This window comes from Arthrobacter sp. MYb23 (genome assembly GCF_002979775.1).
Lineage (GTDB): Bacteria > Actinomycetota > Actinomycetes > Actinomycetales > Micrococcaceae > Arthrobacter.
The window spans coordinates 356318-381568 of record NZ_PCPR01000001.1 but is presented as its reverse complement, the minus strand read 5'-3'; the positions used below and the strand labels follow the sequence as shown (position 1 = coordinate 381568).

23 protein-coding genes are annotated in these 25251 nt (G+C 60.4%); 10 read left to right on the top strand and 13 right to left on the bottom strand.

The window, feature by feature from the left end; all coding sequences use genetic code 11:
* The first annotated feature begins 421 nt into the window (after positions 1-421).
* Complete coding sequence (locus tag CQ020_RS01785) at positions 422-1039, top strand: hypothetical protein (RefSeq protein WP_105690273.1); 618 nt, start codon at positions 422-424, stop codon at positions 1037-1039.
* Between the two features lies 1 nt (position 1040).
* On the opposite strand, the gene CQ020_RS01780 is transcribed toward CQ020_RS01785, so the two are convergent.
* A complete protein-coding gene (locus tag CQ020_RS01780) occupies positions 1041-2240 on the bottom strand; it encodes a glycoside hydrolase family 26 protein (RefSeq protein ID WP_181151721.1) in 1200 nt (399 codons plus the stop codon).
* A 70-nt stretch (positions 2241-2310) separates the two neighbouring features.
* On the opposite strand from CQ020_RS01780, the gene CQ020_RS01775 reads away from it, so the two are divergent.
* Positions 2311-2769 (top strand): SRPBCC domain-containing protein, encoded by a 459-nt coding sequence (locus CQ020_RS01775; protein WP_105690272.1) that lies wholly within the window; start codon positions 2311-2313, stop codon positions 2767-2769.
* 53 nt (positions 2770-2822) lie between these two features.
* Here CQ020_RS01775 and CQ020_RS01770 read toward each other — a convergent pair whose 3' ends face one another.
* Genes CQ020_RS01770 through CQ020_RS01745 form a run of 6 tightly spaced genes read right to left on the bottom strand, consistent with a single transcriptional unit; the run spans position 2823 to position 10679 of the window.
* Positions 2823-3500 (bottom strand): response regulator, encoded by a 678-nt coding sequence (locus CQ020_RS01770; protein WP_105690271.1) that lies wholly within the window; start codon positions 3498-3500, stop codon positions 2823-2825.
* Positions 3497-6121 carry a DUF4118 domain-containing protein gene (locus CQ020_RS01765; RefSeq protein ID WP_105690270.1) on the bottom strand — a complete coding sequence of 875 codons (2625 nt, stop codon included), beginning with the start codon at positions 6119-6121 and terminating at the stop codon, positions 3497-3499. Before CQ020_RS01765 ends, CQ020_RS01770 begins: the two co-directional genes overlap by 4 nt.
* Positions 6122-6150: 29 nt before the next feature.
* Positions 6151-6765, bottom strand: coding sequence for a potassium-transporting ATPase subunit C (locus CQ020_RS01760; RefSeq protein ID WP_105690269.1), 615 nt, complete (start codon positions 6763-6765; stop codon positions 6151-6153).
* Positions 6766-6774: 9 nt separating this feature from the next.
* On the bottom strand, positions 6775-8910 hold the full coding sequence (gene kdpB / locus CQ020_RS01755) for a potassium-transporting ATPase subunit KdpB (RefSeq protein WP_105690268.1): 2136 nt from the start codon (positions 8908-8910) through the stop codon (positions 6775-6777).
* The gene (kdpA, locus tag CQ020_RS01750; RefSeq protein WP_105690267.1) at positions 8907-10574 is read right to left on the bottom strand and encodes a potassium-transporting ATPase subunit KdpA; all 1668 of its coding nucleotides are present in this window, start codon (positions 10572-10574) and stop codon (positions 8907-8909) included. Before kdpA ends, kdpB begins: the two co-directional genes overlap by 4 nt.
* 6 nt (positions 10575-10580) lie before the next feature.
* The gene (locus CQ020_RS01745; protein ID WP_105690266.1) at positions 10581-10679 is read right to left on the bottom strand and encodes a potassium-transporting ATPase subunit F; all 99 of its coding nucleotides are present in this window, start codon (positions 10677-10679) and stop codon (positions 10581-10583) included.
* Positions 10680-11056: 377 nt separating this feature from the next.
* On the opposite strand from CQ020_RS01745, the gene CQ020_RS01740 reads away from it, so the two are divergent.
* Positions 11057-12481: a TrkH family potassium uptake protein gene (locus CQ020_RS01740; RefSeq protein ID WP_105690265.1), complete on the top strand. Its 1425-nt coding sequence runs from the start codon at positions 11057-11059 to the stop codon at positions 12479-12481.
* Between the two features lie 299 nt (positions 12482-12780).
* Here the strand turns inward: CQ020_RS01740 and CQ020_RS01735 are convergent, their stop codons facing one another.
* Complete coding sequence (locus CQ020_RS01735) at positions 12781-14226, bottom strand: hypothetical protein (RefSeq protein ID WP_105690264.1); 1446 nt, start codon at positions 14224-14226, stop codon at positions 12781-12783.
* 186 nt (positions 14227-14412) lie between these two features.
* Here CQ020_RS01735 and CQ020_RS01730 point away from each other — a divergent pair, with 186 nt between their 5' ends.
* The 4 genes from CQ020_RS01730 to CQ020_RS01715 are packed head-to-tail and all read left to right on the top strand — an operon-like array spanning position 14413 to position 15624.
* Positions 14413-14880: a hypothetical protein gene (locus CQ020_RS01730; RefSeq protein ID WP_105690263.1), complete on the top strand. Its 468-nt coding sequence runs from the start codon at positions 14413-14415 to the stop codon at positions 14878-14880.
* Positions 14873-15103 (top strand): helix-turn-helix domain-containing protein, encoded by a 231-nt coding sequence (locus CQ020_RS01725; RefSeq protein ID WP_105690262.1) that lies wholly within the window; start codon positions 14873-14875, stop codon positions 15101-15103. Before CQ020_RS01730 ends, CQ020_RS01725 begins: the two co-directional genes overlap by 8 nt.
* A 23-nt stretch (positions 15104-15126) precedes the next feature.
* Positions 15127-15393 (top strand): hypothetical protein, encoded by a 267-nt coding sequence (locus CQ020_RS01720; RefSeq protein ID WP_105690261.1) that lies wholly within the window; start codon positions 15127-15129, stop codon positions 15391-15393.
* Entirely contained in the window at positions 15394-15624 is a 231-nt protein-coding gene (locus CQ020_RS01715; RefSeq protein ID WP_105690260.1) for a hypothetical protein, read from the top strand.
* A gap of 120 nt (positions 15625-15744) precedes the next feature.
* Here CQ020_RS01715 and CQ020_RS01710 read toward each other — a convergent pair whose 3' ends face one another.
* The 4 genes from CQ020_RS01710 to CQ020_RS01695 all read right to left on the bottom strand — a co-directional run bounded on the left by CQ020_RS01710 (position 15745) and on the right by CQ020_RS01695 (position 20915).
* Positions 15745-16158 (bottom strand): hypothetical protein, encoded by a 414-nt coding sequence (locus tag CQ020_RS01710; protein ID WP_146116591.1) that lies wholly within the window; start codon positions 16156-16158, stop codon positions 15745-15747.
* A gap of 451 nt (positions 16159-16609) precedes the next feature.
* Positions 16610-18964, bottom strand: a complete 2355-nt coding sequence (locus CQ020_RS01705; protein WP_219844468.1) for a N,N-dimethylformamidase beta subunit family domain-containing protein — start codon at positions 18962-18964, stop codon at positions 16610-16612.
* A 3-nt stretch (positions 18965-18967) separates the two neighbouring features.
* A complete protein-coding gene (locus CQ020_RS01700) occupies positions 18968-19315 on the bottom strand; it encodes a hypothetical protein (protein WP_146116592.1) in 348 nt (115 codons plus the stop codon).
* A 193-nt stretch (positions 19316-19508) separates the two neighbouring features.
* Complete coding sequence (locus CQ020_RS01695) at positions 19509-20915, bottom strand: APC family permease (RefSeq protein ID WP_105690257.1); 1407 nt, start codon at positions 20913-20915, stop codon at positions 19509-19511.
* Positions 20916-21225: 310 nt separating this feature from the next.
* Here CQ020_RS01695 and CQ020_RS01690 point away from each other — a divergent pair, with 310 nt between their 5' ends.
* Positions 21226-22224, top strand: coding sequence for a helix-turn-helix transcriptional regulator (locus tag CQ020_RS01690; RefSeq protein ID WP_105690256.1), 999 nt, complete (start codon positions 21226-21228; stop codon positions 22222-22224).
* A gap of 176 nt (positions 22225-22400) precedes the next feature.
* On the opposite strand, the gene CQ020_RS01685 is transcribed toward CQ020_RS01690, so the two are convergent.
* Positions 22401-23060: a GntR family transcriptional regulator gene (locus CQ020_RS01685; RefSeq protein WP_181151720.1), complete on the bottom strand. Its 660-nt coding sequence runs from the start codon at positions 23058-23060 to the stop codon at positions 22401-22403.
* Between the two features lie 80 nt (positions 23061-23140).
* On the opposite strand from CQ020_RS01685, the gene CQ020_RS01680 reads away from it, so the two are divergent.
* Positions 23141-23938, top strand: a complete 798-nt coding sequence (locus CQ020_RS01680) for a sulfite exporter TauE/SafE family protein (RefSeq protein ID WP_105690409.1) — start codon at positions 23141-23143, stop codon at positions 23936-23938.
* Positions 23919-25247: an amidohydrolase family protein gene (locus CQ020_RS01675; protein WP_105690254.1), complete on the top strand. Its 1329-nt coding sequence runs from the start codon at positions 23919-23921 to the stop codon at positions 25245-25247. The genes CQ020_RS01680 and CQ020_RS01675 overlap by 20 nt, the downstream gene beginning before the upstream one ends.
* Positions 25248-25251: the final 4 nt, after the last annotated feature.

Below are 25251 nucleotides of genomic sequence, written 5' to 3'. Positions count from 1 at the left end.
CCCGTAGTATCCGAGGTAGATGACCGTGATTGTCAGCATCGCTAGAAACCAGCCAGTCAGCTTAGTTCGCAGTTTCGTCCGGGCCTTCTCTTCTTCCATGAGTTCAGACTTGACATAGTCATTGTCATGCAGCGGCAGGGATTTCCTTGTACTCCTCACCAAATGTGTAAGGACCAGTATCGCTATCAGCAAGAGCAGGCAGACAGCGGTGAGCACTATAGCCACCGCAATAATTTGTCCCAGAGTCATACCGCCCCCAACGGTTTGTGGCTTCTTCGTCGTCGCCACCATACCTGAAGGGGTTTGAGCCGCTCCATGTGGGCGGGGCTAGACTGTGCGGGTCAAGACGGATTGGGGGATCCCGTGCGAGTTGTCGTCGCCGCTCAGCTGGTCGGTCGCATCAGCGAACTGAGGACACGGCATGAACTTCTTCGATGGCTTTCCCAAGCCCGAGCCCATGGAACGCGGCAAGAACGCGAAGTTCGTACCCCCGCCGTGGATTGGGCCGCCGCAGGACGAGCTGCCCTCTGTGTTGCCTGTAGGGCAGTTCCTGTATCGCAGCCCTACTCGCGTTCTGGTAGTCAAGAGCGCTGAAATTTACACCACGGGTTGTTCGTTCCAGCTGGCGTGGATCATTCGTCGGGGTGAGGAGAGCGACGAAGAGTGGACCACTCTTCACGCGTCGGTCTTCCAGCACGGTCCTGGTATGGGGCCCACCAGCGCGGACCTGCAGTTGCTGTTTGGTGTCCAGCTACCGGATGAAACGAGTGCCAGGACGGGCATTTTTGGCCCTGGTGGACCCGTGAATCATGACAAGGAGCCCGCAGCTCCGGCGCTGACGTTCCGCGGTGGCGGGGGCAGCGGCAACGACGACGAAGTCTCGGCCTCAGGCAGCCTCTGGCTGTGGTCCTTGCCGGCTGACGGAGAATTGCGGTTGCTGGCGCAGTGGAAGGGGCTCGGCATCGAGGAGTGCTCCGTTGCGATTGACGGAAGTAACTTCAGTACTGCTGCTGCCCGCGCACAGAACCTCTGGCCGTAGCTCAGGAAGCCGCGCTTTCGGCGGGTGAGCACTTCGCAGGGGCCTCGGCGAAGGTGAACCAGTCCGGGAGCGCTGCGGTGTAGGCCTCCCGAACCTGCGGGTCCTTGGTTGCTGTCCAGTCAACGGTGGCCTTGACCTCAACCTCGTTCTTGTCCCACTCGAACCAGTTGATCATTTTCAGGGCAGGGTAATCCCGCGGGATGGAGGGGTCGAACAGCTGGCCCCACCAAGCCTCCTTGATGGCCAGGACTGCGGCGCCCTCGCCGGGTGCCACTGTGAGTGCTGCAGTTTCGGGAATGGCCACGGGCTTGTTCCGAGCAGTTCCGTAGTCGGCATAGAAGTCGGGGATTGCCAGATCGTTTCCGCCGGCGCCGTTGTAGGTGCCGGTGAGCTGCTGAAGGAATTTGCCTGGCTCGGGGATGACGTTTGCACCCCACGGATACGTGTTGCCCCAGTGGTAGAGGGACATGCCAACCCAGTCCACTGCGTCGTCGCCGGGGTAGTAGGGCGCGTAGGGATCGTCCGCTCCCGTGATGGCCCCGTCCTTGTCAGTATCCAGAGCTGCGAAGTCAGGGGATCCGGCCACGGCTTCATACTGGCCGCCGCTAAAGGGATAACCGCCGCCATAGTTCGGTGCCCACATCATGGCGCTGCCTGCGGCTTGGGAGTGCACCGCGTCAGCCATCCGCTGATAAGCAGCTACATACGCGGCCGGTTGCTGACCCCAGGCGTACCAAGAGCCGTTCATCTCGTGAGCGAACCTTACGATCACCGGAACCCCTGCGCCGTTGAAGCGGGCCAGCATGGAGGCCAGTTCCTCAGCCTTCTCTGAAGTTACTGAAGCCAAACCCTGCTTGGGCTCCAAAGTGAGGAGCATGGTTCCACCGTTGGCGCGGATCTGTTCGAAGGCCGCGTTGACGTTCTTTTGGTCGGTGTCTGACATCGGAAAGTCGGTGAAGGTGACCGTAACAGCCGGTCGGCGACCCAGATTGGCCGCATATTGCTCCAAAGTCTCGTGCTCCCAGTCAAGATTCACCCCGGCAAGAATCCCGTCTTTGGGTACCACCGGAGGCGTGGGCTCGCACACCGGGAGGGGAGTAACTGAAGTGCCCGGCTGCGGCCCGGCACAACCGCCCACAGAGCCACCCAACAAAGCGCCGGTCACGATCACAGCGCCGAACTTCCTGAGCCCCCAAGTCATGGCTTTCAATGTAGCAGCGCCGCTGTAGCATCAAAAGCAACAACGCATCTTGCGGGTTAAGGAGTCGGAAATGTCTGAAACACCTGACGGTACTGCCACCACAATTAGCAAAACTTTCAGCCGTGAAACCCGGGTTTCCACCACCATTGATTCGCCGCAGTCCACTATCTGGCGGCTTCTCACGGATGCCAAAGGCTATCCCGCGTGGAACTCCACGGTGGTTTCGGTGGAGGGCGAGATTGCGCCGGGCTCGAAAATCAAACTGGTGTCCACGCTGGATCCCAGCCGTACCTTCTCACTCAAGGTCAAAGAGTTCCAAGCCCCAATAAAGCTCGCCTGGGGCGATGCTCTTGGAACCAGGACTTACAGCATCACGGAGACCAACGACGGTCGGTCCATCTTTGAGATGGCCGAGAAGATCGGCGGTCCCATCTTTCCGCTCTTTGCATCGAAGATTCCGTCCTTCGACGCCAGCTTCACCCAATTCGCGGCAGACCTGAAGGCGGCGGCCGAAAAGGAAAAGGAATAACGACGGCGCTGCTGCCGCCGACTACGGGACAAACCGGCTACGCGACAAACCAGCTACGGAACGAACCTGTAGCCCATGCCCGGCTCGGTGATCAGATGCCGCGGGTTGCCCGGCTCTGTCTCGAGTTTGCGTCTGAGCTGCGCCATATAAACACGGAGATAGTTCGCTTCCTTTGCGTAGGCCGGTCCCCACACCTCTGTGAGGAGCTGCTGCTGGGTAATGAGCTTGTCCGGATTCCTGAGCAGGATGTCCAGAATGTTCCACTCCGTCGGGGTCATTCGAACATCCACGCCCGACTTGGTGATTTGTCTCTTGTCCAGATCCACGGTGAAGGAGCTGGTTGTCACCAGGGTGACTTCCTCGCTGGAGTCGTTCCTGCGACGCAGCAACGCCCGGAGTCGCGCCAGGAGTTCATCCAGTCCGAAGGGCTTGGTGATGTAGTCGTCAGCTCCAGCGTCCAAGGCCTCCACCTTGTCGCTGGATCCGTGTCTGGCTGATAAGACAAGAACGGGTACGGAGCTCCACTCGCGCAGAGCAGAAATGACAGCTTTGCCGTCCATATCCGGTAGCCCCAGGTCCAGGATCATCACCGAAACGGGCCGTTGCGCCGCTGAGTGAAGTGCCGATTGCCCGTCAGTTGCAGTGACCACCGTGTACCCCTGGCCCTTCAACGTGATGGCGAGTGCCCTGACGATGTGGGGGTCATCGTCCACTACCAGGATGGTGTTCACTCGAGGCCTTTCGGGGCAGGCAGGGCAGGAATTCCAGGGGCTGTGAAGCGTTGCGGCACATCGAGGGCGGGACCCGTTGAAAGGGGCAGCCTGACCAGCATGGTCAGCCCGCCGCCAGGCGTTTCTTCCGCGGTGAGTGTCCCGCCCATGGCTTCGGTAAAGCCTTGTGCCACAGCGAGTCCTAAACCTACGCCCGTGGCTGCCGGCACGTCGTCGAGCCTTTGGAAGGGTTGGAACATTTTGAGCACATTGGCCGCGGGTACACCTTGGCCGTGATCGATGATGCGGAGTTCGCTGGCTGGCCTGCCGGCCAGAGTGGTAGTGCTGAGACCGCCGGCGGCACCCACAATCACAATGTCGGAGTCGGGGGCGTACTTCACCGCGTTTTCCGCAATGTTGGCGATGACTCGTTCCAGCATGCCGGCGTCGGCGTCCACGGCGGGCATGTTCGGTGGCAGGTCCACCCTGACCCTGCCGGGCGGGATGCCGTGCAGGGCAGCGGGAATGACGTCGTACCAGCGGATGGGTTTGATGAGGGCATTCACGGAGTCTGAGGTGATGCGGGACATGTCCAGCAGATTGCCTACCAGCCCGTCCAAGCGGTCCGAACATTCATCAATGGTGGCCAGCAGCTCCTCTTCTTCCTGTTCGGTGTACTGAACACCTGGTTGGCGAAGGCCTCCCACTGCGAGTTTGATGCCGGCCAGCGGAGTTCGCAGATCATGGGACACGGCCCGCAGGATGGATGTCCGCATGGTGTTGCTCTCGGCCAGGCGCATCATTTCACGGCGGGTGGCTGCAAGTTGCCGGCGTTCAAGCAGCGCTGAGAGGTGTGCACCGAAAGCGCCCAGGAGCCGGCGGTCACTGGCGGGAAGGACCCTGCCGGTGAGGACAAGGCGGGTGTTGCCGTCAAACTGCTCTATGTTCTCGGTATCGTCGGGGTCAACCTGTGGCTCGCCTGCCGATGCCACCAGCTGCCAAGCGCCACCGCCGCCGCCGCCCGAGGAAGAGGAGGATGAGGAGGGCTGGGTCCTCTCCGCAGCAAGGTACAAAGCAGCGGTCCGCACCTGGAAAACGTCCAATGCCTGTTCCAAGAGACCTTGCACGGGGTCTTCCGCGGTGGACGCTCCGCGGGTGAGATCCCCGAGTGTCGCCGCTTCGGACCGGGCCCGTGCGGCTTCTTTCGATCGCCGGGCGGAGAGGTCCACCACCACGGCCACAGCGGAGGAGACTCCGGCAAACACCAGGAGGGCCAGTAGGTTTTGGGGGTCGTTGATGGTCAACGTGCCAAGCGGTGGAATGGAGAAGTAGTTCACCAGGAAGCTGCTCCAGAGTGCACCCAGCAGCGCGGGCCAAAGGCCGCCGATCAAGGCGACGGCAACGGATCCGGTGAGCTGTATGAGCACCGCCGTGGCAATGTTGTGAGACGGTGCCACTGCCAGCAACAGTTGCAGCAGCACCGGCACCACCAGGGCCATGGCAAATCCCACGGCTACCCGCACGCGGCCAAGGTCGCGCTTCCGGGTGCGTTCTATCCCGCGCCCTCCCAGCGGATGGGAAACCATGTGCACATCAATATCGCCGGAGCCCCTGACCACGCGGCTTCCAACGCCACCCTTCAGGAAACTGGACAGGAGCTTGTGGCGGGATACTCCCACCACAATCTGGGTGGCGTTCACACTGCGGGCGAAGTCGAGCAACGCCTTGGCGGGGTCCTCACCGGACACTGTGTGGTAACTCCCGCCGAGGTCCTTGATCAAGGTTCGTTGGGCTTCCAGATCATGGGGGGATTCGGCAGCCACACCATCTGCAGCCCGGACGTGGACGGCCAGAAGATCGCCGCCGTTTACCCTCTTGAGGATCCGGGCCGCCCGTCTGATGAGCACTTCGCCTTCGGCGCCGCCGGTGAGGCCAATGACAATGCGTTCCCGGGCGGGCCAGCTTTCCTCAATTTGGTTCTCGGCCCGGTACCGCGTGAGTCCTTCATCCACACGGTCCGCGAGCCACAGCAACGCCAGTTCGCGCAACGCCGTCAGGTTGCCCACCCGGAAGTAGTTGGACAGGGCGGCGTCGATCTTCTCTGCTGCGTAGATCTTGCCGTCACCGAGCCTCTGCCGAAGCAGTTCCGGTGAGATGTCCACCAGGTGGATCTGGTCGGCGAGGCGCACAACTTCGTCGGGGACTGTTTCGGCCTGTTTCACTTCGGTAATGGCGCTGACCACATCGCCCAATGAAGCGAGGTGCTGCACGTTCACCGTTGACAGGACATTGATGCCTGCCCTCAACAGTTCTTCAATATCCTGCCAGCGTTTTTCGTTGCGGCTGCCCGGAATGTTCGTGTGGGCATATTCATCCACTATCGCTGTGTGGGGGCGCCGGGCCAGGACCGCGTCGAGGTCCATTTCCTCAAAAGCGCTTCCTCGGTACTCGATGACCCGCGGCGGCAGGGTTTCCAGTCCGTGAGTGAGGGCCAGGGTGTCGGAGCGTCCGTGGTGCATGGCAAATGCCACCACCACGTCCTCGCCCCGGCCCAACAATCTGTGAGCTTCTTCGAGCATGGCGTAGGTTTTGCCGACACCGGGTGCAGCCCCCAGAAAGATCCTCAGTGTTGCCCGCGCCATGTGCTCATTCTTCCACTCTGAAAAGGTAGCTAGTTCCGGTGTGCAGCCAGGCTGGCGACATCCAGATTCAGCAACGTGACGTTCACTGAGGGCTGGCTGAGGAAAGCCTCAAGACCACTGCTGGTTTGCTTGTCCACCAGTTCCTGGACGTCCCGGGTTTCCAGCCCATGGGCCTGGGCAACCCGTGGTACTTGGAGGTTGGCGTAGTCCTTGGAGATGTGCGGGTCCAGTCCTGAGCCGCTGGACGTCACGGCATCGGCTGGAACCTCCTCAGGGCTGACGCCCTCGGATGCCGCAACTGTTGCGCGGTTGGTGGTTACGGTCTCCAGGAGTTTGGCCTCGTTGGGCCCCAGGTTGCTGGCCAAGGACGTTGCCGGGTCCCAACCCACCGCTGAGGGCCGTACGTGAAACCACTGCGGGTCCTGCGTTCCTGCGTCATCTGCGGCGGCTTGGACGATCAGCGCGGACGCCGCAGCCTGCCCGGAGGAGTCCTTCACTATTGAACCGTTGGCTTGGAACGGTGCGGCGAGCTGTCCTGCGCCGAAGACGGCGAGGGGGTAGAGCAGCCCCAGCACTATTGTCGCGAGCAAAAGGAACCTTATGGCCGTGCCTGCTTGGCGGAGGTATCCGGAAATGATGTTCATGCTTGTCTCCTAGCCGATGCCTGGGATGAGGGATATGACCAGGTCTATGAGTTTGATGCCGAGGAAGGGGGCTACCAGCCCGCCCAGACCGTAGAGCAGCAGGTTTCGGCCCAGGGCCTGATTGGCGGTAACTGCGCGGTACTTCACGCCGCGCAGCGCCAAGGGAACCAACGCGATGATGATGAGGGCGTTGAAGATCACCGCTGACAGAATGGCCGACGCCGGACTGGCCAACCCCATGATGTTCAGCAGGCCAAGGCCCGGGAAGGCAGCGGTGAAGAGGGCCGGGACGATTGCGAAGTACTTGGCAACATCGTTGGCGACGGAGAACGTGGTGAGCGCACCACGGGTGATCAAGAGCTGCTTGCCGATGCCCACGATGTTGATCAGCTTGGTGGGGTCCGAGTCGAGGTCCACCATGTTGGCTGCTTCCTTCGCGGCCGGTGTACCTGAATTCATGGCGACCCCTACATCCGCCGCAGCCAAGGCTGGGGCATCATTGGTGCCGTCACCTGTCATGGCCACCAAACGCCCTTCACCCTGCTCACGCCGGATAACGTCCAGTTTGTCCTCGGGCGTGGCTTCGGCAACGAAGTCGTCGACGCCGGCCTCGGCCGCGATCGCTTTGGCTGTGACCGGGTTGTCACCAGTGATCATCACTGTGCGGATGCCCATTTTGCGTAGCTCGGCGAATCGGGCCTTCATGCCCGGCTTGACCACATCTGCCAGGTGCACGGTTCCCAAAACCCGCGCGCCGCCGTCGTGCGTGGTCTCGGCAACCAGCAACGGCGTGCCGCCTTGGGCAGAAATCTCCTGAACGCGTCGCTGGACTTCCGCTGGAAGGCGACCTCCGGCGTCGGTGACGAAATTCCCGACGGCGGACGCTGCCCCTTTGCGGATGAGGCGCCCGTTCAGATCCAGTCCGCTCATGCGTGTGCTGGCCGTGAACTCCACAATGGTGATGTCGGAGTAGCTGCTGCGAAGAGCCGCCAAATCGGGGCCGTCCGTACCTTTGGCGCTGGCGAGTTCCACAATTGAGCGGCCCTCCGGGGTTTCGTCCGCGAGGCTGGAGAGCCTCGCGGCGGTGATGAGTTCCGTCATTTCAACATCGTTGGCCGGGAAAAAGTTGACGGCCCGGCGGTTGCCGTAGGTGATGGTGCCGGTCTTGTCCAACAACAGTGTGGTGATGTCGCCGGCTGTTTCTACCGCCCGTCCGGACGTGGCCAGGACGTTGTGCTGCACCAGTCGATCCATGCCAGCTATGCCGATGGCCGGGACCAAGGCCCCGATGGTGGTGGGAATCAGGCAGACCAGCAGCGCCACCAGGACGATCGGAGACGGGGTAGCGTCCGCAAGGGATGCGAAGGGTGCCAAGGCCATGGTGACCACCAGGAACACGATGCTCAGCGAGACGAGGAGGACGTGCAGGGCGATCTCGTTGGGGGTCTTTTGCCGGACAGCGCCCTCAACCAGCTTGATCATCCTGTCGATGAACGTGGCTCCTGGCTCAGCGGTAATGCGCACTACGATCCTGTCAGAGAGGACCTTGGTGCCGCCGGTGACGGAGGATCGGTCTCCGCCGGATTCCCTGATGACGGGCGCAGATTCGCCGGTGATGGTGGACTCGTCCACGCTGGCCAGGCCCTCAATGATTTCTCCGTCGGAAGGGATCACATCCCCGGCCTCACAGATGACCACGTCATTTAGCTTCAGATCTGTGCCGGCAACTTCTTTGATGGTTCCATCTTCCAAGCGGAGCCGGGCCATCACGCCCTGTCGGCTGGCGCGGAGGCTGTCCGCCTGTGCCTTCCCGCGCCCTTCGGCGATGGCCTCGGCGAGGGTGCCGAACAGGACCGTGAGCCAAAGCCATACGGTCACCGCGATGCCAAAAACGTCAGGTTTCAGGAAACAGATCACAGTGCAGGCCGCTGCCCCCACCAGCACCACAAACATCACGGGGGAGTGGATCATCTGCCGTGGATCCAGTTTCCTGAAAGCTAGAGGAAGCGCTGCCAGAAGGGTTGACGCGTTGAGTTTCGCCGGCGCCTTGGCGTGGTGGTGGCCGGGCTGACCAGGGGCCGGAGTGCCGCTGGTGTTGACGGGTGATGGGGTCTCCGCGGCCGGAACCGTGCTGGAGCTGGTCATTTGATAAGTCCTTCTGCGAGGGGGCCCAATGCCAGGGCCGGAAAGTAACTCAAAGCGGTCAGGATCACGGTTACGCCCAGCAGCAAGGAGCCGAACAGCGGGCCATGTGTTGGAACCGTTCCGGATGAGGCCGGGATCTTCCTTTGCCGCGCCAGCGAGCCAGCCAGTGCAAGGACCAACGCGATGGGCAGGAACCGGCCCAACAGCATGGCCAGCCCAAGCATCGTGGACAGGTAGGGGCCGGAGCTGGTGATGCCACCGAAAGCTGAGCCGTTGTTGTTGGCACCGGAGGTGAACGCGTAGAGCAGTTCGCTGAATTGATGCGGCCCGGATGCCGGAGCATTTGCCATCACCTCGGGGAGGAGGGAGGAGATTCCGGCGAGCACCAGCACCAAGGTCGGGGTCACCAGGATGTAGAGCGCCGCGATCTTCATTTCGCGTGGGCCGATCTTCTTTCCCAGGAATTCCGGGGTTCGCCCCACCATCAGCCCGGCAATGAACACCGCAATGATGGCCAGGACCAGCATTCCGTAGAGTCCGGATCCGGTTCCGCCCGGAGCAACTTCGCCGAGCATCATGTTCAGCATCGCGACGCCACCAGCCAAGGGAGGCAGGGAATCGTGGGCAACGTTGACGGCACCGGTGGACGTGAGCGTAGTGGACGCGGCGAAGATGGAGCTCGCTGCGGGCCCCAGCCGCTGTTCGAAACCTTCTCCCAAGCCACCGGCTGCTGCGGTTGCGGTTCCCTGCGCGGAAGATACCGCCCAGGCCATCAGCACAGTGGACGTCAGCCACAGTGCTCCCATCACACCGGCCACGGTGTAGCCCTGGCGTTGGTCACCCACCATCCGCCCGTACATGTAGGGCAGGGCTGAGGGGATCAGGAGGATGAGGAACACCTGGAACAAACTGGTGAAGACGCTCGGGTTCTCAAAGGGGTGGGCAGAGTTGGCATTGAAGTATCCGCCACCATTAGTACCCAGAACTTTAATTGCTTCCTGGGAAGCGACGGGACCACCCGGAATCAGCTGGCTGGCGCCGGTGGCGGTGTTGGCCACCTCTGTGGACCAGAAGTTCTGCACGACGCCGCCAATCACCAGGGCGATAGCCGCCACCGTGGCGATGGGCAACAGGATACGGAACGAAGCACGGGCGAGGTCCACCCAGAAGTTGCCCAAGCGATCCGTTGTGGTCCGCGCAATGCCCCTGATCAGGGCAACCACCACCACGATTCCGACGGCGGCAGACAGGAAATTCTGTACGGCCAGCAGGCACATCTGGACGAACATGCCCACAGTGGCCTCGGGTACGTACGTTTGCCAGTTGGTATTGGTGACAAAGGAGATGGCTGTGTTCATGGCAACCCACGGGTCCACGCCGGGCAGGGAATTGCTGCCCGGCAACACGGCCTGCAGGCGCTGAAGAGCGAAGATCACCAGGATGGATATCAGCGAGAAGAGCAGAACGCTGCGCAGATACACAGACCAGCTCTGTTCAGTCCCGGAATCCACCCCGGCCAGGCGGTAGATGGCCCGTTCAGCTTTGGCGTGTTTGGTGCTTGAGAAGACCCGCGCCATATACAAACCCAAAGGCTTGTGCAGCAGTGCCAGGACGAGCACCAACACGGCTATCTGGGTGATGAAGGATGCAGTACTGAAGACCACCCGCCGTCACCACTTTTCCGGGTTGAGCAACACTGCAAGCAGGTACCCGGCAACGGCCAAACCAAGGATGAACAGGCTCACCCACATGGTGGCATCCACGTTCATTGCCCGCTCACCGGGCCATCGCCGTCAACCATCTTGCCCAAAAGGTGGGCCACCCACATCACGATTCCCATGCTCACCACAAGAATCACCACAACAGCCACGTCGGCCACTGGAACGTCCTTTCATCAGAGCCCCTTTTGCAGGGCTGATGTCAGTCAACTCCTGCAAAAGTGGCGAAAAGGCGTTCCTTACGAATCCTTAATGCGGACGCTGCAAATCTTGACGCGCTCTTAACGGGTCGGCGTTAAGGATTCGTCAAGATCTTTACTCTTCTGGTCGCTTGGTTCGGTTTCAGTGCTAATTTCGGCACGGGTTGTGATGCTGACGGTCCGCCCGGAAAGGGATCCAGTGTTCAAACATCCTTGGGAGCATGCCCAATGACGCGCGCCCCCGAAAGACTGCCCACCGCTGGACGACCCGTCATTCGCAGCAACCCAATGCTGCAGGCTCTTGGCCGCGAGGGAGAGCGGCTCAAGTTGTCCTTGTTGCATCCGGTCCGGTCGGTCCCGCTGGCATTCTTGGCCGTCATCATCGTGGGCGCCGGGATTTTGATGCTGCCCGTCTCCCGGACAGGGACCGTGGATGACATCGTCACCACGGCCTTCTTTACCGCCGTCTCCTCTGTCTGCGTCACTGGCCTGATCACAGTAGACACAGCCACTTTCTGGACCCCGTTCGGGCACGTGGTGATCTTGGCGCTCATCCAGGTAGGCGGTTTCGGGATCATGTCCCTGGCAAGCCTGCTGGCCTTGTTCGTACGCAAGACCATCGGTCTCCGCGGCCAGCTCGTGGCGCAGTCCGAAACCCACACGTTGAATTTCGGGGATGTTAAGTCCGTGCTGTTTCGGGTTATGAAGATCATGGCTGTCTTTGAGGCCGTCACGGCGCTCATCCTGACGGCTCGCTTCTGGATTGCGTATGACGATGATCTTGGTACCGCTGTATGGCACGGCGTATTCCATGCTGTGTCAGCTTTCAATAACGCAGGTTTTGCCCTTTACAGCGACAACCTCATCGGCTTTGCCGAAGACCCGTGGATTATTGTGCCCATCTGCGCGGCCATCATTGCCGGGGGACTCGGTTTCCCGGTGATCATCCAATTGATCAGGAACCCTTTCAACGTCAAGAACTGGACCATTCACCTCCGCTTGACCGTCTATGGTTCCTTGCTGCTGCTGGTAGTGGGCATTGCCCTATTCGCTGCCTTCGAATGGAACCGCCAGGAGACACTGGGGCCGCTAAGTCTTGGCGGGAAGATCCTGGGGTCTCTGGCTGGTGGAGTCTTCCCCCGGACGGCTGGATTCAACAGCATCGACTACGGGGCAGCCACCCCCGAGACCCTGATGGTCACCAACATTCTGATGTTCATTGGCGGTGGCAGCGCGGGAACGGCCGGCGGCATAAAAATCACCACCTTCCTGGTTTTGGGCTTTGCGATCTGGAACGAAGTCCGTGGCCGCGAGCAAGTCACCATCGCCCACCGGTCCATCAGTTCTTCCACCCAACGCCAGGCCCTCACTGTCGCCCTGCTGGGTGTGGGAGCGGTCATCCTCGGGACGTTTTTGCTCCTCATGTCCACCGACTACAGCTTGGATAAGGTGCTTTTCGAAACCATCTCCGCGTTCGGAACCGTAGGCCTAAGTACGGGCATTACGTACAACCTGCCTCCCACCGCCGAGTGGGTTCTGATGGCCCTGATGTTCGCGGGGCGCATCGGTACCGTCACCGTTGCCTCAGCCATCGCTCTGGCATCCCGTCCAAGGTTGTTCCAATTACCCGAAGAGCGGCCCATCATCGGCTGATAATTTCAGCCGAACTGCCCGGGGGTTGTATCGATCCGCATTGAGTTTCAGCCGCTGGATTTCAAGGAAAATGGGCTCTCGCGGCAAGTAGCCGGCTCTCGGATGGCACAAGAAGACGAGTACCGACTACTCGTGCCCAGGCAGCGTCCAAGGGTCTTTACTAATCACAGCGGCTCACGAACTACCTCCAATAAACCCCCAATAGTTGGCGGTTGTACGAACCGCGGGCCGGGGCCGGACACGGTACCCAAATACAGGTGTCCGGCCCCTCGCCGTAACAAGCAGGACTTCCGTGGCCGCTAGGGCGTCTGGACGCGATCGTCCAACTCAGAGTTCCAGATCTCGTCTTCGCGCTGCTGAATGTGCATCCGGATATCCCACGCGCAGGATCGGTTTCTCCTAGCGGCTGCTTCCTCACTGCTCGGTGCCGGGCGGGAATCCTCCCAGTCGACGAGTTCCTTCGCCAGCCGGAGACTGGTGACGGTTCGGATCATTTTGTCCACGGCGAGGTTGAAATAGACCTCGTTGGAACCCGCATCGAAGGGGTAGAGGCCCTGCTCTTTGTAGATCCTCCTGATGACCGCCATCTGCTTCGGGTTGGGATAGTACGACTCATACGCGGACGAATCATCTGCCTGCCTCCATTGCAGGATCATGAAGGCTGCCGTGTATTCGCGGATAGCCGAGGGCGATTCCAGCAACGTGGCCGAAGCCATCACACTGATGTCGGTGCTGCCGGTCCCACCAGATGCTAGTGACGGCAGGGCGAGAATACCGAGATCTTCCAGGCCGTCGCTGAATGACGCCCGGACTGGGTAGCTGCTATAGCGTTTCAGGCACTCTTCGAAGTCCTTCACGGCCTGGTCCCACGGGGTCGGCCTAGTGTAGGGCTCAAATCCTGTCACCGGGAAGACCTCGTCTGGACTTGGGTTAGCTGAACCCGACGGGTAGAGGGCATTGCCAATGACGGGGTCGTCAACGGCGGGAACACTGATGTCGTCGTGGCCCGCCCTTGCCTCGGCCAGAGTGTACTTCTTCTCGTCCGAGCTCTTTCCTTCGAAAAGTAACTCCACGATGAATGCCCGACCGTTGGGGACGTAGAAGTCCTCCTCGAACGGATCCAGTCCCAAGTTGCGGCAGATGTGGACCAAGGTCTCGTGGGGAAAGCAATCAAGGGCACGCGGCGCAGAGTACTGCTCGACGTCTTCGAAGTCGTACGGTTCTCCACCGTGGCTGAATTTCCACGGTTCGGAGTGGTAGAGGCTAAGCGATCTCCGGGGACCGGACTCGTCAATAATTGAGAGGTTTCGTCCGCCCCAACGGCCCCTGGCCAACTCGCCGGGCATCCGCTTCATGTTCTTGGGTTCGTCTTCCACTTCAATAGTGGGAATTTGCCTGACTTCCCAGAGATGGTGATAGAGGGAGTAATTAAAAGTCACGCCACCAGTCGTGTTCTCCATAACAGCGGTCCATTCCGGGTTTGCCGTTTCCAGAAGCAGCCACCGCGTCCCATAACCTAAGGGCAAAAGCATACTCAGCAGCTCGGTCAAAGTGCCCTGATGCTCGGTGACGCCAATGCCGCCACGCGCCTGATGGTTGCTTCGTTGGACCCACTTCCGCCACTCGACGGCGGCCTCGTCCAGAGGCTTCTTCACGAACCCGATCTTGTTAGTCACGGGCGCCCATTCGCCGCCAAGCAGGAGCTTGGCGGCCAACTTCTGGGCAGGGCTTTGGCGCGGTGGCATTCTTGGGTTCCTCTCCCGGCGGGTTCTGCCCGTAAAGCGTCCCACAACTGACTTCGCACAGACGCCAGCGCCCCGCGGAGGTAGAAATCAGGAGTATGACATGGCTGGATGTGACGGCGCGCACTGCTACATTATTCTCGATGGGGGCACAAAAGAGTTCCTTCTGCACTCTGAACTGGAGCCCTTATGAGCCTTCAAGTACCTCGCCCAGGCGACCTGCCGACATCCACGGTCTCCGTGGAATACGACCCTCGGAAGGCCCGCAAGGCGCGAACGTCCATCGGCGTCGGGCTCGTAGTATTTTCAGTGGTCACGGCAGCGGGTTTCGTCTGGCTCTACTCGATGTATGGGTCGGAGCTGGAAGCTCTCACCGATGCTGAACGATCAGAGCAGGTCGGCTACATTGCTCTCAATATTCTCTACTTCCTAGCCCTGGCTGGCGTCGGAATCTGGAACATTGTTGCCCGACGCAGCACATCCAAGCTTCCGCTCATTGCCGCGCTTGTGCTTTCAGGGTTGGCGCTGACATTCACTGCCGTCAACATGTTCGACTACGCAACCACCAGCGGCCGGATCCCTGGTCTGTTCATGTTGATCCTTATCGTGGGGATTGTGGTCCAGACGATCAAGCTTTTGCTGGCTAAGCGTGCCTGAGGACATCAAACGACCTCGCTTCCTGACCGTTGAGCAGGTGGCTGAGGAACTTAACGTGTCCGTGAGCCAGATCAGGGCGTCGCTCAAGTCCGGTGAGCTGCGGGGCATCCAGGTCGGGGGCCGGAACGTATGGCGTATCGCTGTTACCGACGTCGAAGACTACATAGCTGAGGCCTACAGGCAGACTGCCGAACGCATCGCCGCCGGCGAGCTGGCTGAGTAAGTACCGGAGGACTTGAGGGAAGCATGACGCTCGGGCTCATCTTCATCGGGGTCGGCCTGGTGTGGCTGCTCTTCAGGAAGTGGATCGCTCGCATGCAGTATGGGGCCTCGTTAGAAATGCTTGGCCGGAAAGTGGATCACTCCAACTCCGAACTGCACCCTGAAGCAGATGAGGAGCGAGTACGGGGCTTCGGGATGCTCGGAGTGTTCTTCTGCTCGGTCTTGATCATTAGCGGCCTGCTGATTGTGGTGCTGACACTCATTTTCCGGCCACCGTGGGCAGGAGCTTAGATGGGAGATCCTTTCTTGGCATTCGTCGGAGCCTTCCTCATCCTCAACGGCCTCATGCTGTACCTGATGCGCAACGTCATGGCACGTACCGGCGTTAGTGGTTGGGCGTGGCTGCCCGAGGGCAGTCAGTTCAAGACCTATAAGCATCAACTGCTCTGGTCGAAGGTGACAGCCGCCATTCCGGTCTTCGCCGGGCTGGTCTTCCTAGGTATCTTCCTGTGGTCAAGGTAGTGACTCCTGCGGCGCAGTGCAGCGAGACGGTTTCGTCGGCCGGATGGTTTCGTTGACCCGAAAGGGGACACGGACACCTGAAAGATATCCTGTGGCATTCAGTTGGTACTGACCCTGCCGTCACGCCCGCAGCATGCACTGGTCTGGACCCTGGGGCACGCTTTTGGACCTTCCCTTCACTAGCTGAAAGCATCGGGGATCTGAGGCGGCGTCGATAGCGAAGTAAAGTGCCCGTTTTGAGTCCACCTCGCCAAAATAGAGAGACAAGTTCCGTCCCGTCGTCCCAGACAAATCGAGCTCGTAACCAGTGAGGTCGATCTTCCAGCGTCCCTCCCAGTCGTAGGTCTCCCAGGGCGATAACCGCCAGTCCTGATCTTCACCGGGGTCGGTATACAAGGGCGCCTTATCTAAGGTGAAAGTCTGATCGTCCCGTAAAAAGAGGCGGGTCTGCCCGTTGACCCACACCCCGACCAGCCCGGCAACCGTTGGTTCGGGAAGCGGGGTGAAGATGCAACCGGACAGCACGGTGGTCATGACAAGCCCTCCAACCGCAATCGGTAGGCGCCTGTCTTCGATTCGTCGGAACACCGCGAACTCCTCTGGTCTTTTGGAAACAACATACGGGACTGCCAACGGGAAGTGGACTCCGTGGCTCCTGGCCGTCCATCTCGTGGGGAAAATCCGTCAAGGGCGTTCTATATGACTACTTCTTCGCTGCATCCGGAAGGCATCATTGCAGCGGGCAGGAGCGCGACGACGAGCAAGAGTCCGTGGGCGCCGGGAAGTTTCATCGCGAGGACGATCTGTGCGTACCGCGAAAGTAGTACTCAAGTGCACACCTGAGGGTGACGCGCAGGCATGACGTTATGGATGGACTCCTTGATGAACACTGCGTCGGAGGGCGGGACGCACTCGAAGAATGTGTCCCGGCCTCCGTCCTGACTCTGGCCCGTCCGGCGAGTTGAGATAACAGGCCGTTGGCGCGTCAGCTACCGGTCACCTGGAGTGTCTCTGTTTCGTTGAGCTCTGCTTCCAGTGGCTGGGCCTGACGGAATCGCCTCAGCACGTTCCCGGTCATTTTGGCGATGTTGTTGTCGTAGTTGTTGTGGGAGAGCGCGGCTGTGTAGGCGATTGAGCCGACTGAGAAGAACCCGCCGCCCCCTTCCAGGGGGCAGTAGACGATGTCAGATCGGACGCCTGGTTGTTCGGTTGCGCCGATGCCGGGAATGGATTCGTACACTTCCTCTGCGGCTAGGAGGTAAGCGTCCGATAGTGGGCCTGACGTTGCAAGGACCAGGGTTCCGGGGGGCGAGCCGAGGCCGGGTTGATAGCAATCTACTTCCGCGCCGGCGGCGCCGCCTCCCATGATCCCGAATTCGCCGATACGCTCGTCTTCACCGATTCCTTCGAAGATGAATTCAGCGGCAGGGTTGTGGCTGTCTTCAAGCCTTTCGTAGTAGGTGCAGCGGTCAAAGCCTTGCGCGGCGAATCCGACGCCGGCGAGCTTCTGTGGTGGCAGGCCCTTGTTCCTCCAGATACCGGCGAGTTCCCCGGAGGTGGCGTGGCGTTTGTCTCCGTACGGGGACTGGTGGGGGCGCGTGCCGCCGTCGGAGCGTCGGAGTTCCATCAAGTGTGGCTGTTCCGGGTCGAAGGAGACGGTGGCGTAGAACCCGTTGCCGCCCAGGTACATCAGCCTTCCGCCGTTGGAGGTGAACTCCTCCAAGGCAGTGAGCTCGTTGCGTGTGACGTACTCGGGGTGGCTGCCGGTGATGACTACCCTGTAGTCGCTCAGGAGGCTGTAGCCTTCGCGGTCGAGGTCTTCATCAGTGATGGCGTCGTAGTCGCAGTTCTCGGTTTCGAGCCAGTGAACGATGCACAGGTCTGCGGGCAGCCCCCACACGCCTTCAGCCTGGAACCAGGCCCGATGTTTGGGCTGGAGGGTAAGGATGGGTTTGCGGACGCTGCCGAAGACAACGCCTGTGCCGTCGTTGTGGATTTCATAGCAGGAGCGGCCGAATTCGGGGTGATCCTGGAGGGTGAGGTCTTCTCGGTCCAGGATGGGCGTCCGGCTCACAATGATCTCGGCTCCGTCGGCTTCGAAGGCAATGCGGTCGTTGGCATAGGCCAGGTAGGTAGCTGTGGAGAACAGCACGGCGACGTCGTTCTTCTTTTCCCCTGCCCGGACGAAGAAGGGAAGGTACTCTTCCGCGCCTTCGGCAGTGAGTTTGGCTGCGTATACGCCGCTGGGCAGGTTGTGGGGCACGTCGAGTGTGAATGCTGCGGGCCAGCCAGCGTCGGTGATGTCGTCGTCGTGGAAGTGGATTGCGTCGTATTCATCGGGGGCAATCCGGAAGTCGTCCACCAATCCCGTGAAGGAGTGTCCTGCGACGGCCCGGGTTGGCGCATTGTGGCACGTTCCGTGGAGCTGGTTTGGTGATTCGTCGATGACATCCCACAGGAGCAGTCCGTCGTCACGGCTGCTGCGTCCAAAGTGCCAGTCAGCAATGGCCTCGGTTCGGGAGGGTGTGCGTCGTTGGATGGAGACGTCGCCAATCTTGCCGTTGAAGCCGTTGGCTGCAAGCCATCGTCCGCCGTCTCGACGCGCTCCGGCGCCGATTCGGAACGGGGCCTTGGGGTCGGTGCCTGCAGGGATGGCGTGTGCGACCTTGTCTTCTGCTTCCAAGGGCAGTGCGTGGTCGGTGTACCGGTTCATGATGTTGGACAACGGTGCTTGGGTCAGATGGATCTGTCCAGCTGTGGTGTCCACCTCGACCCGGAGGCTGTACCAGTGGTGCCCTTCCAAGGGGCTCTCAAGAGCCACTGACTTCACGGTGCCCTGTTCGCTCCAGAGGAAAGTGGGCCGGCCGGCGTCCAGGACAAGTGCGTAGCCGCTGGAAGATGCTTCATCCCAGTTGCCCAGGATGACCTGCCGGTCGCTGCCTCCTCCGAATGAGTTCTGAGTAACGTGGTAGGCGCCGTAGTTTCCGGAGCGGGAGCTCAGGGGCAACGTGGGGTACACCTTGGCTTTGATGACCAATCCGTCCGGGGTTGTCATCAGCGAGGACGGGTCTGCCACCTCAATATAGGATCCAGGCTGGCACGCGTATTGGGTGCCTTGTTTTTGACCATCGAATTCGGATGCAACCTGCGTTTCCAGGAAGCCCGGCCCGGCTTCCCCTGTGAAGCCGTGCCGTAGGCGGACAAGTGAGGCTTGGTACGCGGTGGGTCCCTCGCAGCTGACGTGGAAGGAGATGCTTTCACCCGGGCGGGCGGCGAAACGGTCGGTGTATCCGAAGATTTTCGGTTCGACGCGGATCTCGGTTGTGGCTTCGGCAGTCATGGTTCAGCTCTCCAAAAAGTTCTTGCGACGCAACGCGAACACTTCGCGCAACGCGTTTTCGTAGGTGTAAAAGGTTGAAGGCAGGAGAACCAGGTTTCCGGGTGCTCCCACAGTGATCCTGCCGATCCCCCACGGACCATTTGGCCCAAGGTTCAGGATGATCTCTTTGCCGGTGACTGAGGCGTTGCCCAGGGCCCGCACAACACGGGCGGTCTTGTCGTCGTGAGGTCCCAGCGGGGAACGGTCGTACGCCACTGCTACTTCATCGGTGAAGTCGCGGCGAAGCCGGGCGGAGAACCGCTGTTCAAAAATGCTCATAAGTTCGGATGAGCGGTCAGCGCTGGTACGCATCAGTTCGCTCCCTCCGGCAACAATTTGCTTGGCCATTTGGTGGACTGGTCCGCGGTTTCAAGGGGTTCTCGCTTTCATTCTGAGATTGGATTGCTGGGTTTTCAGATAAAGGCCACGAAGGCTTCGCACACCGCAAAGACGGGAGGTCCGGTGCGTTCGCTTCGTCGTTGAACGGCAAGCCGCGTGTGGCGGTCTAGAGGCCGTCTTCAGTTTCGAGGGTGCGGCCGGTGCGCTTCAGGATGAGCGCGACGATCGTTCCTATGAGTAGCCAAGAGATGCCAATGACTTTGGCCAAGACGTTGGTGCTGTAGAGGGCATAGCCGAGTACGGCGATGCCAAGGATGGGCGAGATCCAGTGGATGAAGTACTTCTTGCTGGACTGCCTGATTCCAAAGTGAATGATCACGCTGATATGCAGCAGGATGTACGCGGTAAGTGCGCCGAAGGTGACCATCGTGACGATGAGTTCGATCTGGCCTACAGCCAGCACACCAATGACGGCGGTAAGGATGGTCACCACAATCATGGCTGTGGCAGGAACCTGGTGTTTCTGGCTCACGACTGCCAGACGTCGGGGCAGCTGCCCGTCGCGGGCCATAGCGAAGAGCATCTTCGAGGTTGTGGCGTGGGAAACCAGCACGTTGGCGAAGAGCGCTATCAAGGCTGTGATCAGTGTAAAGACGATCTTGAACCACGGCGCCACCACGATTTCGCTGATGTGGTAGAAGGCATTGTTTACGGCGTCACCGTCGGCGAAGGGTTCGTTACTCGGAACAAACAGAGCGGCGAAGTAGACCTGTGCCACAAACATTGCGATGACAAGCCAGAGCACAATCATGGTGGCCTTCGAAACCGCTTTTCCCCCACCTTTGGCTTCTTCATTGAGCGTGGAAATCGCATCAAAGCCGATATAGCTAAGCGCGGCGACAGGGATAGCGGTGAACACGAGCTCCCACGAGAAGAACTCGGGCTGATAGAAGGGGGCAAGGCTGAACTGAGCCCGTCCTTGGGTGATCGCTATCAGGGCTCCGCCGACGAACACGACGAGCGCTGCTCCTTGAATGATCAAGAAGATCATGTTCATCCGTGCCGTGACCACGATTCCGCGGAGGTTGATGAAGGCCACCACGGCGATAAAGCCAATGACCCACACCCAGCCTGGAACTTCAGGCATGAGTGCTCCCATGGCGGAAGCTGCGAGGATGCACAGCAGCGCCGGCAGGAGGAGGTAGTCGAGGAGGATGGCCCATCCGGAAAGGAAGCCAACGAATTTGCTGGTACCCAAGCGGACATAGGAGTACACGGACCCGGCCACGGGGTATTCCTTAGCCATCTCCTTGTAGCTGACCGCGCTGAAAAACATGGCAATACCGGCCACCAGGTAGACCAAGGCGGCCATGCCGTGGGAGAAGTTAAAGATGGTACCGAAAACGGCCACGGGTGCCAGCGGCACCATGAAGATGAGCCCATAGACAACGACGTCCGTCAGGGTCATGGTGCGATTGAGCTCTTGCTTGTAGCCAAGAGCCCCTAGTTTTTGCTGTTCGACGTCGTTGATGCCGGCGTCACTGGCCGGGGTGGCGTGACTGTCAGTTTTCATGGGCTGTGGGTGCCTCTCGAAAGAAATCCTAGCCGTGAATTCGGCTTAGTGGATTCTGTAGTTGGATCATTGGGGCGAGCGATCGGACGGGGCGCTTTGTGCTCTTTCACGATTCAGGTGACGCTCATCACTCCGTACCCTCAAGCCTAGGAATACAGAGGTCCCGGCAATATCGGTATTTGTACGTACGCGGTGGACGAAGCCAGGCTGCCTTGGTCTCCGTAGATTCCGCACAGGTCAGCAGTGAAGGAGACGGTCGTATAATTAGCGAGTACTCGGAGGACCGGATCCTCCCGTCTTGGAGGCCTTCATGGTCAGCGGAAAGTCCCAAATTCTGCTCAAGGCAGCTTTTGCTGCCGGCGCAGCCCAATACCAGCGCGACGGTGCCGACGAGATCCTGCGCGTTTTGGCCGATGGAACCAAGCACGACGCCGCAGCCCTGATCTTCTGGAACCGCGCACTGTCCAGACACGACGTGTTGGCTAACGCTGGCTATCAACCAGAGACGCTGACCGCATTGGGTGACCCCTACGCTTCAACCAAAGCCCATCGAAAGCTGCTCAAACTTCACCAACCGCTACGCATCGATGACCTGAAGTACAACTACAGGGACACTCAGCTCTTCCAAAACGCGCTGGCGCCCGCTGGTTTCGCGGATGGAATGAGCGCGTGCCTTATATCCGACGACGGTCAATACGCGGGAATGCTTCACCTGTCGGCCTCTCACGTCCACAACTTCGACGACGATGCCCGCGACCTCATTGGCGCGTTGTCTCCGATCGTCGCAGAGCTGTGCCGAAGGCAATCCTCCGGCTACCCGATCCTGCGACTTCGCGAAGATTGTAGAGCAGCGCTCTACAATGGAGACGATTTGCCAAGACCCGTAAGTTCCAGGGAAATGAGCGTCGTCGTATTTGACCCCCGCTTCAAGGATTTCATCGCCCGCTTCCTAGCGGGGCCGGCGGACACCGTGTCCGGGCTGTGGGCCTCCGAGAAGGGGAGCGTAGCTCTGGAGATCACCCGCACCGCCGGGATGGCATCCGGCAAGGGTGACGTCGCCTTGATCGTTGAGACTCCATTGGAGCTTCCCTTCGGACTGACAGTACGTGAAGCCGAGGTCACCGATCGTATTGCGTGGGGACGCTCTAACCAGCAGATCGCATCAGAACTTGGCATTTCCATCCGTACCGTCACAACTCACGTGGAGAACATCCTTGTGAAAATGGCCCAGGAGTCCCGAGCCGGGGTGGCTGCCGTAGCCGTTAGCGCCGGCCTTCGGAGACTCGACCCACACAGCTCCCACCAGTGAGGTGATCGACGCGGCCATGGCAGGAGAGCCTGAGCTGCTCGGCAAAGGTCTCGGACGGCACTAGTCGCAGTGGCGGGTGCCCATCAGCGACGTGCCGGCTGCATACCTTTGTGAGTTTCATCCCGGGGACGATCTGTGTGCACCGCGAAAGTAGTACCTAGCCGAACGCTTGCTGACTATCCGGGTTCGTCGAAGACGCGTTGCGCGTCGCGGATGTGCGCTTCGGAGAGGCTTCGGGCTGAGGCGACGTCCCCGGCTTCGATCGCGCCGGCAATGTCCTCGTGCTGCCTGGCTGCTTCGTTGGCCCAGTCAACATGCTCCAGGTTCATGGCTGTTGATACGGCAAGCCGCGCTATGGCCCTTCGGTGCGCCTCGGCCAGGAATTCATTGCCACTTCCTTCCACAATCAGATTGTGGAAGTGCATGTTGAGCCTGCTGGAGGCTCGGGCGTCACCGCTCTCCACCGCTTCAGCAAACTGACGGGCCGCATCTCGGAGGCTGGTGAACCAGGCGGGGGCGATGAGACCGTCCCGAGCTCGGGTGGCGGTGAGTTCGGCGGCGAATCCTTCGAGGTTTCGTCGTAGGTCAAACAACCGGCGCATGGCCTCGTGATCCAGGCCGGAAACCACGACGCCGCGGGCTGCTGGTGTGACCAGGCCTTCTGCCAGCATGCGGCTGAGTGCTTCTCGAACGGGGGTGCGACTGATTCCCAGTTCCTCCGCAAGCGCAGCCTCCGGCAGCCTATTTCCCGCGATGTAGGTGCCATCAAGGAATCGGGACCAAATGACGTCGTAGGCCGAACGTGTTGATCCTGTAGCTCCAGTGTCTCCGGTCATGACTTCAGCATACAACGCATGCAAATCCACTATTGCATTCATTGCATACAGTGCGTACATTGAGCATGGAGGTGAAAGAAATGGAAGCTACATCGGTATTACTTTTGGCGCTGGCTGGGGCCGCCGCTGGGGCGATCAACGCAGTTGCCGGCGGTGGGTCCCTGGTCACCTTTCCGGCTCTGCTGGCCCTCGGTTACCCGCCGGTTTCCGCCAACGTTATTAACACGGTCGCCGCACTTCCGGGTTATGTGGGCGGCGCTTGGGGTTACCGCCGGGAGCTATCCGGTCAGCTACGACGCGTCCTGGTGTTGGGGGCAGTTACTGTCGCTGGAGCGATCTTGGGATCTGCCCTTCTGCTGCTTGGTCCTGAATCCACCTTTGTAGCGGTGGTTCCTTGGTTGGTACTCGGGTCAACGCTGTTGTTGGCTGCCCAACCATGGATAGCCAAGATCTCCTCTGCCAGTTCTGGAAGAACCTCCGGTGGTGAACCAGCTGTGCCGCTTCGGGAACGCCTCCGTTGGCCGGGACTTGGCCAATTGGGTGTTGCCGCCTATGGGGGCTATTTCAACGCAGGTCTTGGGATCATGATGCTCGGGGTCCTCGGGGTAGCACTCGATGATGGGCTTCCCAGGCTCAATGCCCTCAAGAGCGTGCTGTCCGCTGTTGCAAGCGGGGTATCGCTGGTGTTCTTCAGTATCTTCGCAACCGTCGCATGGCCTGCGGCGCTCGTGATTGCCGTAGCGGGATTGTTCGGTGGATGGCTGGGCGCTGTGCTTGGCCGGCGTCTTCCAACCGAACTCCTGCGGCGGTGTGTTGTCATTTTTGGCCTTGTCATATTCGTCGTTCTTTGGGTGGATCATGCTTCCTCAACGCACTAACTTGCTCCTGCAGAACGCTTACGTTCTGTCCCTCGATTCACATGTCCCTGAGGGCGTGGCAGACGTCCTGATCCGCAATGGTTCCATCGAAGCGATAGGACCCCGCCTGCCAGTCCCGGACCTTATGGAGGTCATTGATGCCTCCGGTAACCTCGTGCTGCCAGGGTTCGTTGATACGCACTGGCACCTCTGGAATTCCTTGCTGCGTGGCACCGTTGGCGATGCTCCGGGGCGTGACTACTTCTCCGTCAAACGCGGACTGGCCCCGCACCTGGGTACCGAGGATTTCTACTGGTCGGCACGGTTCGCCCTCGCTGAGGCTGTCCAGAATGGCATTACCACCGTGCATAACTGGGACCACAACGTTCGCGGCGCCGAGGACGTGGACGCAAACATCCAAGCCCAGCTCGACTCAGGACTACGTGGGAGGTTCTCTTACGGACCCCGGGATTCTTCCGCTGCTGATGAGCCCATGGATTTCGCCGGGCTGGACGAGGCGAGGACCCGGTGGACGGCGGAACGGCTGGACGATCGAATCCACTTCGGCGTCGCGTTGCGTGGCCCGTACCGCACCTCCACCGAACTTTCAGAGTTCGAGTGGCGGTCAGCGCGGGAACGCGAAATGCCCATCACCATGCACTGCGACCGGTGCATGCGGGAACCCGGATGTAAGTCGTGCGGATTGACCAGGCTTGACCGCGAGGGCTTGCTCGGGCCGGATGTGCAGATCGTGCACGCTGTCCACGCTTCAGCGGAGGACATCGCCGCGGTTGCACGAAGCGGCACAAGCATTTCGGTCAGTCCTTTATCCGAGATGCGGACCATGGGTTTCCCGGTAGTCACAGAGTTCCTCGAGGCCGGGGCCCTGACGTCTCTTTCGATAGATACGCTCGCGATGCCCGCAAATGCGGACATCCTCGCCACTCTTCGCGCCTTGGTGTCCGTGGAACACGCCCGCACTGGACGTGCCACACTCACCCCACGGATCGCCCTCGAGATGGCCACCATACGTGCAGCCCGCGATCTCGGAATCGAGAACATCACCGGATCTCTCCGCCCCGGGAAGCGAGCTGACCTTGTGTTGATGGACATGTCCCACACATCAATGCTCCCGAGCGGTGACCCAGTGGAAAGCCTTATTTACCACGGCACGTCCGCTGCGATCCAGACGGTCATTGGCGACGGCCGAATCCTGCTCCGTGATGGCAAGCTCGTGCAACCATCCGCCCGCCAGGCGATTCAGAGCGCAGGGGAGCGACGCGACGACCTGGTCCGGAGGGCCCGCAACGCAGGAACTTGGGACGACTAAACCG

What these genes read in the sequence shown, in the direction of transcription:
- CQ020_RS01740 (WP_105690265.1), top strand. Translation starts at nt 11,057, where the DNA reads ATGACGCGCGCCCCCGAAAGACTGCCCACCGCTGGACGACCCGTCATT.
- CQ020_RS01680 (WP_105690409.1), top strand. Translation starts at nt 23,141, where the DNA reads ATGGAAGCTACATCGGTATTACTTTTGGCGCTGGCTGGGGCCGCCGCT.
- CQ020_RS01685 (WP_181151720.1), bottom strand. Translation starts at nt 23,060, where the DNA reads ATGACCGGAGACACTGGAGCTACAGGATCAACACGTTCGGCCTACGAC.
- CQ020_RS01675 (WP_105690254.1), top strand. Translation starts at nt 23,919, where the DNA reads ATGCTTCCTCAACGCACTAACTTGCTCCTGCAGAACGCTTACGTTCTG.
- CQ020_RS01760 (WP_105690269.1), bottom strand. Translation starts at nt 6,765, where the DNA reads ATGAACATCATTTCCGGATACCTCCGCCAAGCAGGCACGGCCATAAGG.
- CQ020_RS01765 (WP_105690270.1), bottom strand. Translation starts at nt 6,121, where the DNA reads ATGGCGCGGGCAACACTGAGGATCTTTCTGGGGGCTGCACCCGGTGTC.
- kdpB (WP_105690268.1), bottom strand. Translation starts at nt 8,910, where the DNA reads ATGACCAGCTCCAGCACGGTTCCGGCCGCGGAGACCCCATCACCCGTC.
- CQ020_RS01705 (WP_219844468.1), bottom strand. Translation starts at nt 18,964, where the DNA reads ATGACTGCCGAAGCCACAACCGAGATCCGCGTCGAACCGAAAATCTTC.
- CQ020_RS01715 (WP_105690260.1), top strand. Translation starts at nt 15,394, where the DNA reads ATGGGAGATCCTTTCTTGGCATTCGTCGGAGCCTTCCTCATCCTCAAC.
- CQ020_RS01720 (WP_105690261.1), top strand. Translation starts at nt 15,127, where the DNA reads ATGACGCTCGGGCTCATCTTCATCGGGGTCGGCCTGGTGTGGCTGCTC.
- CQ020_RS01780 (WP_181151721.1), bottom strand. Translation starts at nt 2,240, where the DNA reads ATGACTTGGGGGCTCAGGAAGTTCGGCGCTGTGATCGTGACCGGCGCT.
- CQ020_RS01745 (WP_105690266.1), bottom strand. Translation starts at nt 10,679, where the DNA reads ATGAACGTGGATGCCACCATGTGGGTGAGCCTGTTCATCCTTGGTTTG.
- CQ020_RS01775 (WP_105690272.1), top strand. Translation starts at nt 2,311, where the DNA reads ATGTCTGAAACACCTGACGGTACTGCCACCACAATTAGCAAAACTTTC.
- CQ020_RS01735 (WP_105690264.1), bottom strand. Translation starts at nt 14,226, where the DNA reads ATGCCACCGCGCCAAAGCCCTGCCCAGAAGTTGGCCGCCAAGCTCCTG.
- CQ020_RS01695 (WP_105690257.1), bottom strand. Translation starts at nt 20,915, where the DNA reads ATGAAAACTGACAGTCACGCCACCCCGGCCAGTGACGCCGGCATCAAC.
- CQ020_RS01730 (WP_105690263.1), top strand. Translation starts at nt 14,413, where the DNA reads ATGAGCCTTCAAGTACCTCGCCCAGGCGACCTGCCGACATCCACGGTC.
- CQ020_RS01710 (WP_146116591.1), bottom strand. Translation starts at nt 16,158, where the DNA reads ATGACCACCGTGCTGTCCGGTTGCATCTTCACCCCGCTTCCCGAACCA.
- CQ020_RS01690 (WP_105690256.1), top strand. Translation starts at nt 21,226, where the DNA reads ATGGTCAGCGGAAAGTCCCAAATTCTGCTCAAGGCAGCTTTTGCTGCC.
- CQ020_RS01785 (WP_105690273.1), top strand. Translation starts at nt 422, where the DNA reads ATGAACTTCTTCGATGGCTTTCCCAAGCCCGAGCCCATGGAACGCGGC.
- CQ020_RS01700 (WP_146116592.1), bottom strand. Translation starts at nt 19,315, where the DNA reads ATGCGTACCAGCGCTGACCGCTCATCCGAACTTATGAGCATTTTTGAA.